Below are 9,304 nucleotides of genomic sequence, written 5' to 3' on the forward strand. Positions count from 1 at the left end.
CCGTTGATCACTGCCCGCGAGCTTTCGAATACATCGACGCCGACTGAAGGCAGACAAGGCGCCTGGAGATCGCCGAGCGCGCCTACGAGCGCGGCTGGCGGTCGTACCTGGACACGATGCGGCCGGACTGCCGGCACTTCGCGCTCCAGCGAGCCCGACCGACGGGTACGTGCCGTACTGCGCGGCGACGCCCGCGAGCAGACAGCCGCGGAGTGCTCGGGGTCGTGCCCCGAGTACGAACCCGAGCCGCCGGCGTGGCGACAGCGGGCTGGCCGCTCTCCGGCGGACCCGGCGCCGCAATTCGACGCGTGCTCGACGAGCGACGGCAGCGACGGCGATAGCAGCGGCCGTCTCCCGGACCGGTGTTTTTACCGGCCAGCGACCCGTCTAGTAGACGAATGAACCGGAGGGAGTACCTCGCCGCCGCCACGGGTGTCGCCGCGGTGGTCGCTGGCTGCGCTGGCGGCGGGGGCGACGATGCGAGTGCAGCCCCGTCGACCGACGGAGGGACGGCATCGACGACGGCGTCCTCCACCACCCGCGACCGCTCGGAAGAAGTCGCCCTCGACACGATTGCGGACGACCTGGACACCCCAGTCGACGTCGCCTTCGCGCACGACGCCGACCGCCAGTACGTCGCGGAGCAACGCGGCGTCGTACGCGTGCTCGAAGACGGCGACCGCCGATCAACGCCGCTGCTGGACCTCAGTGACGCCGTCGTCACGGGCTACGAGGCCGGGCTCCTGGGGCTCGCGCTCCACCCGGAGTTCGCGGACAACCGCCGCCTGTTCGTCCGGTACTCCGCGCCGGCCAGGGAGGGAACGCCGGACGGGTACAGCCACACGTTCGTGCTCGCGGAGTTCCGGGTCGCCGACGACGGACTGACCGCGCGCCGCGATTCCGAACGCACCGTCCTGACGATTCCCGAGCCGCAGTCGAACCACAACGCGGGATCGCTGGCGTTCGGTCCGGACGGCTACCTCTACGTCGGCGTCGGTGACGGCGGAAGCGGCGACGATCAGGGCCGCGGCCACGTCGAAGACTGGTACGACGCCGTCGCCGGCGGGAACGGCCAGGACGTCACCGAGAACCGGCTCGGGAGTATCCTCCGCATCGACGTCGACGACCGACCGGACGGCGACCCGTACGGCGTGCCCGACGACAACCCCCTGGTCGGAGAACCCGGCCTGGACGAGCACTACGCGTGGGGATTCCGGAACCCGTGGCGAATCGCGTTCGACGGCGAGGACCTCTACGTCGGTGACGTCGGGCAGAACCGCTACGAGGAGATCGACGAGGTTCGCGCGGGCGGGAACTACGGCTGGAACGTCCGGGAGGGCGCGCACTGCTTCGGGGCCGACGACTGCGTAGACCGCACGCCGTCCAGCGTTCGCGGCGGGGAATCCCTCATCGACCCAGTCGTGGAGTACCCCCACAGCGACGCCGCGGTGAGCGGCGTGTCGGTCATCACGGGCAACGTCTATCGCGGGTCCGCCGTCCCGGGCCTCCGGGGGGCGTTCGTCTTCGGCGACCTCAGAGCGCGCGGCCGCCTCTTCGCCGCCGAACCGCGAAGCGACGGCGAGTGGCCGACCCGCGTCCTCCCGGTCGCTGACGGGGACGCGGACGCCCTCCAGCGGGTGTTTTCCTTCCAGCGACACGACGGCGAGCTGTACGTCCTCGGGAGTGGCGACGACGGCGGAGGGGTCCACCGCCTCCGGGCGGTCTGACGTCGCTCCTCGAGAAAACGGTCGTCCGCTCGGTCAGGCTTCCGAGGCCGCCGCGTGTTCGCCGTCCTCGCCGGCGTCCTCCTCGACGTTGACGTCCTCGCGAGGGACGGCGAGTTTGTACGTCGGAACGGTGCGGTGTTCGACGGTTACGATGCCCTTCCGCTTCAGCGTCTGGAGCGCGCGCCGGATGTCCGCAGCGTCCAGGTCGGGGACGTCGTACTGGTCGCGGACTGCGTGGAGGACCGACACCACGCTCTCCGCGCGGTCGTCCGGCCCCGCGATGACCGCGAACACGCGACGTTCGTTGTCGGACATGTGGACGGCGGGCGCCTCCTCGCCCTCGCCGCCCTCGCCGACGAGCTCCATGGCCTCGGTCGTCGCGCGAATCAGGCTGTTCTCGTCGCGGTAGTAGTAGTCCCGCAGCTCGGACTCGAGGTACTGGTGGACGTCGCTCCCGCTTTCCATCCCCCACCGGTCCTGGAGGACGCCGTTTTTCGTCGGCTGGAGTTCCACGATGTCCGCCAGCCGCTCGCGGTCCGTCTCGGAGAGCGTCATGGACGCTCTTACTCCGCCGTCCTATTTCGGGCTTGCGAAGCCCCAGCCGGTGTTCGGGTCCAGACCCCCGACTGTTTAGTCGACCGTCCGCGTGCCTCTACGCATGGCAGACACGGTCCAGCTATCCGTCGACGACGACGGTGTGGCGACGATCACAGTGAACCGCCCGGAGAGCCTGAACGCGCTGAACGTCCCGACGCTGCACGACCTGCAGGACGCGGTCGAGGAGGCCGAAGCCGAGGACGTTCGCGTGCTCGTCCTCACGGGCGCCGGCGACGACGCGTTCATCGCCGGCGCAGACATCTCCTACATGCAGGACATGGACCCGCAGGAGGCCCACGAGTACGCGGAACTCGGGCACGACCTCACAGCGGCCATCGAGGCGTTCCCCGCGCCCGTCGTCGCCGCGATCAACGGGTACGCGTTCGGCGGCGGGATGGAAATTGCGCTCGCCTGCGACCTCCGCGTCGCCAGCGAGCAGGCTGTCCTCGGGCAGACCGAGATCGACCTCGGAATCATTCCCGGGTGGGGCGGTACACAACGGCTGCCGCGGCTCGTCGGGGACGAGACCGCTCGCCGCCTCATCTACTTCGGCGACCGCCTCGACGCGACCGACGCCTTCGAGGAGGGACTCGTCGGTGACGTCGTCGCACACGACGAACTCGACGACCACGTCGCGGACCTCGCCGGCGACCTCGCAGCCCAGCCCGCGACCGCACTCAGCGCGGCGAAAGAAGCCCTGAATCAGAGCGCGCAGACCTCCCTGGACGCCGGCCTCGACTTCGAGCGCCGGACGTGGGCGGGCCTGTTCGGCAGCCACGACCAGCGCGAGGGAATGCAGGCGTTTCTCGATTCCCGCGAGCCCGACTTCGAGTAACGAGCGCTGTCTGACCGACCCGGCGACTCCTGGCTCGACGACGACCGTCGGGGAGAACAGTTACGGGCGTTAGGGTGGTATGTGTTCACATGGCCAAGGAAGTGAAACTCAACGAGCTGCGCGCCGAACTCGACGCGCTCACCTACCCCGCGACGCGAGCGGACGCCATCACCGAGTTCGAGGACGTCGTACTCCGGTACGCCGACGGCGAAGAACGACTCGGAGACGTCCTCAGCCGCGTCACCGAGGACGTGTTCGTGGACGTCGACGACCTGGAGGCGGCCGTCTACAACAACCTCCCGACGGAAGCCGTCGGGGAACCCGGCCAATCGGAGGGGGAGGGCTGAAACACGGGGCTTAACTGAGGGCACGGCCTTGACGTGGTATGGAGTTCTGCGACGAGTGCGGCTCGATGATGAAAGCAGACGACGGCCTCTGGGTCTGTGGGAGCTGCGGCAACAAACAGCCGAAGGACCCGGACGCCTCGTTCGTCATCACTGAAGACCAGGAGGAGACGGAAGTCGTCGACGTCAGCGACGCCGAGGACCGCGGCCTCCCGAGGACGGAGGTCGTGTGCCGAGAATGCGGCAACGACTCCGCGTACTGGTACATGCAACAGATTCGGTCTGCAGACGAGTCCGAGACGCGCTTTTTCATCTGCACGGAGTGCGAACACCGCTGGCGCGAAGACGACAACTGACTCGCGACGCGGCCACTGACTCCCGAACCCGACCAGCGTCGCTCGCCGAATCTTCAAATACCGTGACGCGCCAGCACCCGCCATGTCGTAACCGACAGCGGGACGGCGGATGCAGAAAGGCGGCGAGCCGTCCCCGACGGAGTAGTCGCCGGACAGCTCCCGGACACGACAGCGCGCCGCGCCTCGCTCTCGCTCAGGGGTTCCGCGCGAACAGCAAGTAGCCCGTGTGGCCGACGCCCGCCGTCGACGGCCGCGACCCGCGCTCGTCGAGGTCCATCTCGCGTTGAATCGTCTCCAGCGTCTCCACGTTCGCCAGCCCCGCGTCCGCCGCCGCGAGGTGGGTCGTCCGCGCGTTCTCCACGAACGGCGAGTAGACAGCGACGTAGCCGCCGGAGACCAGGAGGTCGTCGGCTCGCTCCACGACAGTCGGCGCGTTCTCCGTGTCGAGCGTCAGGAGGTCGAACCCCGAAAGGTCGTCGACGTGGTCGGTGACGTCGCCGGTCCGAACGTCGACCGTGTCGGCCACCTCCGCGAGTTCCATGTTCTCGCGTGCGACGTCCGCGAACCCCGGGTCTCGCTCGTAGGTCACCACGTCCGCGCCGAGTCGGCCGAGGTACGCCGCTAGCACGCCAGTACCCGTTCCGGCGTCGAGCACGCGGTCGCCGGCCGCAGCGCCAGTGTGGCCGACGATCAGGCCGATGTCCTTCGGCATCATCGGCGCACCGGTGCGCTCGAGGTGATTGAAGAGGTCTGGGCCGCGCAGCTTCCGGACCGTGAACGGTTCGCCGATGTGCGTTTCCACGACCTCCCCGGGGTCGACGGACTCCGGAACGTGGATGACGCCCAGGTCCGTGTGGACTTCGTCGCCCGGCGCTGCGAGGAACTCCCGGTCCTCGCGAACCAGCAGAATCACTCCAGCCTGGAGATGGCAGCGGCGAGGTCGCCGTCCGTCGCCTCCAGCGCGGCTCGTGCGTCAGCCTCGCTGGCACCGGTGCGAGTGACGACGAGTTCGACGTCCTCCGGCGGGATGCCGCCGGACTCGCTCCCCTCGTCGGCTTCCGCCTCTGCCTCCTCGGGCTCGCCGGCTTCGATCGCGCCGCCGGCACTCGCGCGGGTTTCTGGCTCGCCGATGATCTGGTAGGTCTCCTGGCCGCGGGCGTCCATCTTCGTGACGTCGGGGTCGCTGAACACGAGTTCGTCGCCGTCCGCCTTCGTGATGACGACCTCGCTGGCATCGATTTCGTCGACGTCGATGCCCATCTGTTTCATCATCTGTTTCATCTTCCGTGGGTTCATGCCGCCTCCGCCAAACATGCGCGGAGAGTGGCGTTGCGGCGTGAAAAGGATGGCGAACCCGCGTAGAGCGCGGGCCTCTCGTAGGCCGAACCTCGCTTCGCTCTTCGCTCCCTGGGCCCTCCTCGCTCTAGCTTGCGCGTCGCTCCCGGCACGTTCTCGTTCGAGCGCGCTCCTCGACGTGGGCCCGGGCGGCTCGCCCAGTCGGCTACTCCGCCGGGACGGTGTCCCGGACCATGACGGCCATCCCGGTGTCGAAGTCCAGCAGGGAACTGGCGTCGAGTTCGGCGCGCCCGACTGCGAGCAGGTCGCCGCGCTCGTGGACGACCGCGACTTCGTCGCCCGCCCGGACGGACGGGTCGACGGTCTGCACGAACTTCGCGAACACGTTCTTCCCGTCCCGGACGAACGGTTCGCTGTCGTCGCCGACGACGACACGGGCGGCGGGATGCGGGAGGTCGTCGACGAGTCGATGGCCGCCGGCGACGCCGAGCGTGAATCGCCCGTGGAGACCGACGGAGACGAGTCGTTCGCCGTCGTCGCGGGCGACCTGCTGCGGGCGGCCGGTGCTGGACCGCTGCACGTCGAAGCGTTCCTCCGGCGGGAACAGCGACGCGCCTGCGCCGGCGCCGAACTGGTAGTCCGCGACCGTTCGCAGCGAGTCCACGTCGGCGTTCTGCATGCCTGGACGGTCGGCCGGCAGCGGTAAAGCCACTTCGGGTCGCACCGCACCGGTGCGACCTGGCTCGGTCGGCCAGGTCCGTTCGGCCCGACCCTGTGTGGTACGAACACCCATGCCGTCTGTCGAGTAGGCGGCCCCTCGCCGAAGTAGATGTGCTTATGTAGGCCGCGTAGTTACCCTCGAGCATGAACGACGCTACGAAAGTAGGCATCGCCGCGGTGTTGCTCGGCCTGAGCAGTATCCTCCTGTTCTGGAGCGGATTCTCGTCGTCCGAGTCAATCGTCCTGCTCGTCGCGGCCGCCCTGGCGACCACGGGACTGGCAGCCGGGTCCCTGCTGATGGGGAGCACCGGCTCCGACGGCCGGATGGTCTAGAGCAGGAACGTCTCGTCTCGCTCGCCGAGGTCGACGAACGCGTCAGCGACGTCCACGAGTTCGTCGGCGGCCGACTCCTCGAACGCCATCACTTCGACGCGCACGCCCTCGTGGCGCAGGTGGTTGCAGAGCCGCGAGAAGTCGCCGTCGCCGGTGCACAACACGACCGTGTCGACGTGGTCGGCGAGCGTGACGGCGTCGAGGCTCATGCCGACGTCCCAGTCGGCCTTCTTCGACCCGTCGCCGAACGTCTTGATGTCCTTGATCTTCGTCTCGAAGCCGATGTCCTGGAGCGCCTCGAAGAACCGGTCCTCGTCCTCGGACTGCGCGCGGATGACGTAGGCGATGGCGCGCGTGAGCTCCCGCTCCTGGACGGCTTTCTCGAGGAGGGCGGCGTAGTCGATGTTCTGCGAGTAGACGCTCTGCGCGGAGTGATAGAGGTTCTGCGCGTCCGCCAGGACGGCGACGCGCTGTCCAGCGTGTATCGGGGCCATACCCTCGATTTGCGGTGGGGATGTAAAGAATGTACGCGACCGGCATGCGTTACGCTCGGGGCCGGAGCCCGTAGCATCGTCCCCGCGAGGTCACCGTGCCGGCCGCCGTGTCGCCGGCTACGCGGACGGGGTCTCGTGGCGCGTCAACGACAGCGAGTTGGGGTCGAGTTCGTAGTACGACTCCCAGGCGGGCGCCAGGGAGACGACGCGCGTGGGTCCGAACTCGCTTTCGGCGTGTTCGTGGTGGTGGCCGACGATACAGAGGTCTGGTTCGAGGGCGGTCAGGATGTCGTCGATGTACGTGCAGCCGACGTCGTACTCCTCGGTGACGGGGAGGCCGTGGGGTGCTTCGTGAGCGATGAAGACGTCGACGTCGTCGAGTCGCTTCGCTCGTTCGACGTCGTCGCGGACGAAGTGCCGGCGGCGGTCGTCGTACAACTGGTTCCGAGTCTTGTCGAACTGCGTGGGCGCGTAGTTACCGGAGAGCCCGCCGACGCGGAGGCCATGGACGGTTTCGGCGGTGCTGTGGAGGAGGATAGCGTTGGAGACGCCGCTGCTCTCGATGCGCCCGTGGCGCAGCGCTTCGATGACGTCGAAGTCCTCGTTGTTGCCGCCGATGAAGAACGTGGGAATCGGGAGGTCGTAGTACATGAGGTCCCCGGCCTGGAGCGCGACGTCGGCGTCGGCGGCCCGGTACGCTGCGAACAGCGACTGCCGTCGGGCGGGCGTGGCAGCGTGTGCGTCGCCGAGGACGAGCATTCGTGGTGTTCTGGGGCAAGACGCGGCAAAAACCCCCGATGCGCGCGTGAACAAACCGGGCATGGGTGGCGGGGCGCTGGATGGATGGTGGGGGCGCTGGACGCGTGACGGGAAACTCGGGCAGTCCTTGCGACCGGCGACAAGCCTTTAGGACAGGACGGCCACAGTATTGCGTATGATTGGTGCTCTCGGCACGCGGGCCGCGACCGTCGAGAGCGCCGTCTCCTTCTCGGGTAAACGCAAACGCAGCACAGCCGACTCGTTCGGCTCGCTGCGGGCGTAGCATCCCCGTGTCGGGCCGCCGATGGACGCACGGCCCGCACACCACACCCGACCCAGACTGAACCCAGATGGACCACACAACACTCGTGACCGGCGTCTTCCCGGCGATGACGACGCCGTTCGCGGCCGACGGCAGTATCGATTTCGACCGACTCCAGGCGCACGCGCGCCGCCTCGTCGACAGCGGCGTCGACGGCCTCGTGCCGGTCGGTTCGACCGGCGAGAGCGCGACCCTGACCCACGACGAGCACGTCCAGGTCGTCGAGGCCGTCGTCGAGGCGGCCGGCGACGACGTGCCGATCATCGCTGGCTCAGGCAGTAACTCGACCCACGAAGCGCTGGACCTCTCCCAGCGCTCCGTGGACGCCGGCGCCGACGCGCTCCTCCTCATCTCGCCGTACTACAACAAGCCCGAACCCGAGGGCATGGAGGCCCACTACCGGGAGATCGCGGACCAGGTGGACGCCCCACAGATCATCTACAACGTGCCGTCGCGGACCGGCCGCAACATCGCGGTGGAAACCGCGGACGCGCTGGCGAGCCACGAGAACGTCGTCGGCTACAAGGCCGCCAGCGGCGACCTCGGCCGCATCAGCGAAGTCGTCGAGCGCACGCGCGGCGAGGACTTCGCGGTCCTGTCGGGCGACGACGGCCTGACGCTGCCCGTGCTCTCGGTTGGCGGCACCGGCACCATCAGCGTCACCGCGAACGTCGAACCGGAGCGCGTCAGCGACCTCGTGTGGACGGCCCTCCAGGGCGACTCCGAGGCCGCCCGGGAGCGCCACCACGAACTCGCGCCGCTGAACCGCGCGCTGTTCGCGGAGACGAATCCGATTCCCGTGAAGGCCGCCCAGGAGATCCGCGGGGACGGACCGGCGCGCTACCGGTCGCCGCTCACCCAGCCCGACGACGCGACGTGGGCGCGACTCCGCGAGGCGCTGGACGCGCTCGACGAACCGGAGGTACCTGCATGAGAATCGGGGTGACTGGCGCGACCGGTCGGATGGGCCGCGAGGTCCGCGAGGAGGCCGCAGCGCGCGGCATCGAGGTTGCGTTCGCCACGACGCGGGACGCTGCCGGTGACCTCGACTCCGCCGAGGAGTTCGACGCGCTGGCGGATGCGCGAAATCCTGACGCGGTCGTGGACTTTACTGTCCCCGAGGTCAGCCTCGACTACGTGACCGCGTGTGCGACCGCTGGGGTCCCCGTCGTCGTCGGCACGACCGGATTCAGCGACGCCGAGTTGGCAGCGCTCCGGGACGCGGGCAGCGACGTCCCCGTGCTTTTGGGCGCGAACTTCTCCCGCGGCGTCCAGGCGCTGCTGGACGTCGTCGCGGAAGCGGTGGGGGCGCTCCCCGAGTACGACGTGGAGGTCACCGAAACCCACCACAACGGGAAGCGGGACGCGCCAAGCGGCACCGCGAAGGTGCTGCTGGACCGCATCGAGGCGGTTCGCGGAGATGGGGGCGACCGCGTCCACGGCCGCGAGGGCGAGCAGCCCCGCGAAGACGGCGAAATCGGCGTGCATGCGCGCCGGGCCGGCGACGTGACCGGCGAACAC

At 68.9% G+C, this 9,304-nt stretch carries 14 protein-coding genes; 8 read left to right on the top strand and 6 right to left on the bottom strand.

Features of this window, described 5'->3' with window-relative positions; all coding sequences use genetic code 11:
• Nucleotides 1–62: 62 nt before the first annotated feature.
• Together GRX66_RS20035 and GRX66_RS13205 are read left to right on the top strand one after the other, a co-directional pair.
• Nucleotides 63–341 (top strand): DUF5787 family protein, encoded by a 279-nt coding sequence (locus tag GRX66_RS20035; RefSeq protein ID WP_267903088.1) that lies wholly within the window; start codon nt 63–65, stop codon nt 339–341.
• A gap of 57 nt (nt 342–398) precedes the next feature.
• Nucleotides 399–1,727 (top strand): PQQ-dependent sugar dehydrogenase, encoded by a 1,329-nt coding sequence (locus GRX66_RS13205; protein ID WP_159526982.1) that lies wholly within the window; start codon nt 399–401, stop codon nt 1,725–1,727.
• 33 nt (nt 1,728–1,760) lie between these two features.
• On the opposite strand, the gene GRX66_RS13210 is transcribed toward GRX66_RS13205, so the two are convergent.
• The gene (locus GRX66_RS13210) at nt 1,761–2,282 is read right to left on the bottom strand and encodes a DUF5797 family protein (protein WP_159526983.1); all 522 of its coding nucleotides are present in this window, start codon (nt 2,280–2,282) and stop codon (nt 1,761–1,763) included.
• A 103-nt stretch (nt 2,283–2,385) separates the two neighbouring features.
• On the opposite strand from GRX66_RS13210, the gene GRX66_RS13215 reads away from it, so the two are divergent.
• The 3 genes from GRX66_RS13215 (at nt 2,386) to GRX66_RS13225 (ending at nt 3,859) form a co-directional block, all read left to right on the top strand.
• Nucleotides 2,386–3,159, top strand: coding sequence for an enoyl-CoA hydratase/isomerase family protein (locus GRX66_RS13215; protein ID WP_159526984.1), 774 nt, complete (start codon nt 2,386–2,388; stop codon nt 3,157–3,159).
• A gap of 89 nt (nt 3,160–3,248) precedes the next feature.
• Entirely contained in the window at nt 3,249–3,506 is a 258-nt protein-coding gene (locus GRX66_RS13220; protein ID WP_159526985.1) for a DUF5789 family protein, read from the top strand.
• 38 nt (nt 3,507–3,544) lie between these two features.
• Complete coding sequence (locus GRX66_RS13225; protein WP_159526986.1) at nt 3,545–3,859, top strand: transcription factor S; 315 nt, start codon at nt 3,545–3,547, stop codon at nt 3,857–3,859.
• A gap of 193 nt (nt 3,860–4,052) precedes the next feature.
• On the opposite strand, the gene GRX66_RS13230 is transcribed toward GRX66_RS13225, so the two are convergent.
• From GRX66_RS13230 to GRX66_RS13240, 3 genes are all read right to left on the bottom strand, one after another.
• On the bottom strand, nt 4,053–4,772 hold the full coding sequence (locus GRX66_RS13230) for a methyltransferase domain-containing protein (protein ID WP_394351532.1): 720 nt from the start codon (nt 4,770–4,772) through the stop codon (nt 4,053–4,055).
• Nucleotides 4,769–5,173: a nascent polypeptide-associated complex protein gene (locus tag GRX66_RS13235; protein ID WP_159526987.1), complete on the bottom strand. Its 405-nt coding sequence runs from the start codon at nt 5,171–5,173 to the stop codon at nt 4,769–4,771. The genes GRX66_RS13230 and GRX66_RS13235 overlap by 4 nt, the downstream gene beginning before the upstream one ends.
• Nucleotides 5,174–5,360: 187 nt before the next feature.
• Nucleotides 5,361–5,834 carry a PUA domain-containing protein gene (locus GRX66_RS13240; protein WP_159526988.1) on the bottom strand — a complete coding sequence of 158 codons (474 nt, stop codon included), beginning with the start codon at nt 5,832–5,834 and terminating at the stop codon, nt 5,361–5,363.
• Between the two features lie 185 nt (nt 5,835–6,019).
• Here GRX66_RS13240 and GRX66_RS13245 point away from each other — a divergent pair, with 185 nt between their 5' ends.
• On the top strand, nt 6,020–6,208 hold the full coding sequence (locus tag GRX66_RS13245) for a hypothetical protein (RefSeq protein ID WP_159526989.1): 189 nt from the start codon (nt 6,020–6,022) through the stop codon (nt 6,206–6,208).
• On the opposite strand, the gene GRX66_RS13250 is transcribed toward GRX66_RS13245, so the two are convergent.
• Nucleotides 6,205–6,702, bottom strand: coding sequence for a LabA-like NYN domain-containing protein (locus tag GRX66_RS13250; protein ID WP_159526990.1), 498 nt, complete (start codon nt 6,700–6,702; stop codon nt 6,205–6,207). The genes GRX66_RS13245 and GRX66_RS13250 overlap by 4 nt on opposite strands.
• Before the next feature lie 117 nt (nt 6,703–6,819).
• Nucleotides 6,820–7,461 (bottom strand): metallophosphoesterase family protein, encoded by a 642-nt coding sequence (locus GRX66_RS13255; protein ID WP_159526991.1) that lies wholly within the window; start codon nt 7,459–7,461, stop codon nt 6,820–6,822.
• Nucleotides 7,462–7,811: 350 nt separating this feature from the next.
• Here GRX66_RS13255 and dapA point away from each other — a divergent pair, with 350 nt between their 5' ends.
• Both dapA and dapB read left to right on the top strand, forming a co-directional pair.
• Entirely contained in the window at nt 7,812–8,717 is a 906-nt protein-coding gene (dapA, locus tag GRX66_RS13260; RefSeq protein WP_159526992.1) for a 4-hydroxy-tetrahydrodipicolinate synthase, read from the top strand.
• Nucleotides 8,714–9,304, top strand: a 591-nt coding sequence (gene dapB, locus GRX66_RS13265) for a 4-hydroxy-tetrahydrodipicolinate reductase (protein WP_159526993.1), incomplete at its 3' end; no start/stop codon positions are given. The genes dapA and dapB, both read left to right, overlap by 4 nt.

Source organism: Halobacterium bonnevillei (assembly GCF_009831555.1).
GTDB classification, from domain to species: Archaea; Halobacteriota; Halobacteria; order Halobacteriales; family Halobacteriaceae; genus Halobacterium; species Halobacterium bonnevillei.

Bases quoted from the DNA above. Each gene is read 5' to 3' on its own strand.
- GRX66_RS13225 (WP_159526986.1), top strand. From the start codon at position 3,545: ATGGAGTTCTGCGACGAGTGCGGCTCGATGATGAAAGCAGACGACGGC.
- GRX66_RS13250 (WP_159526990.1), bottom strand. From the start codon at position 6,702: ATGGCCCCGATACACGCTGGACAGCGCGTCGCCGTCCTGGCGGACGCG.
- GRX66_RS13245 (WP_159526989.1), top strand. From the start codon at position 6,020: ATGAACGACGCTACGAAAGTAGGCATCGCCGCGGTGTTGCTCGGCCTG.
- GRX66_RS13255 (WP_159526991.1), bottom strand. From the start codon at position 7,461: ATGCTCGTCCTCGGCGACGCACACGCTGCCACGCCCGCCCGACGGCAG.
- dapA (WP_159526992.1), top strand. From the start codon at position 7,812: ATGGACCACACAACACTCGTGACCGGCGTCTTCCCGGCGATGACGACG.
- GRX66_RS13220 (WP_159526985.1), top strand. From the start codon at position 3,249: ATGGCCAAGGAAGTGAAACTCAACGAGCTGCGCGCCGAACTCGACGCG.
- GRX66_RS13235 (WP_159526987.1), bottom strand. From the start codon at position 5,173: ATGTTTGGCGGAGGCGGCATGAACCCACGGAAGATGAAACAGATGATG.
- GRX66_RS13205 (WP_159526982.1), top strand. From the start codon at position 399: ATGAACCGGAGGGAGTACCTCGCCGCCGCCACGGGTGTCGCCGCGGTG.
- GRX66_RS13215 (WP_159526984.1), top strand. From the start codon at position 2,386: ATGGCAGACACGGTCCAGCTATCCGTCGACGACGACGGTGTGGCGACG.
- GRX66_RS13240 (WP_159526988.1), bottom strand. From the start codon at position 5,834: ATGCAGAACGCCGACGTGGACTCGCTGCGAACGGTCGCGGACTACCAG.
- GRX66_RS13210 (WP_159526983.1), bottom strand. From the start codon at position 2,282: ATGACGCTCTCCGAGACGGACCGCGAGCGGCTGGCGGACATCGTGGAA.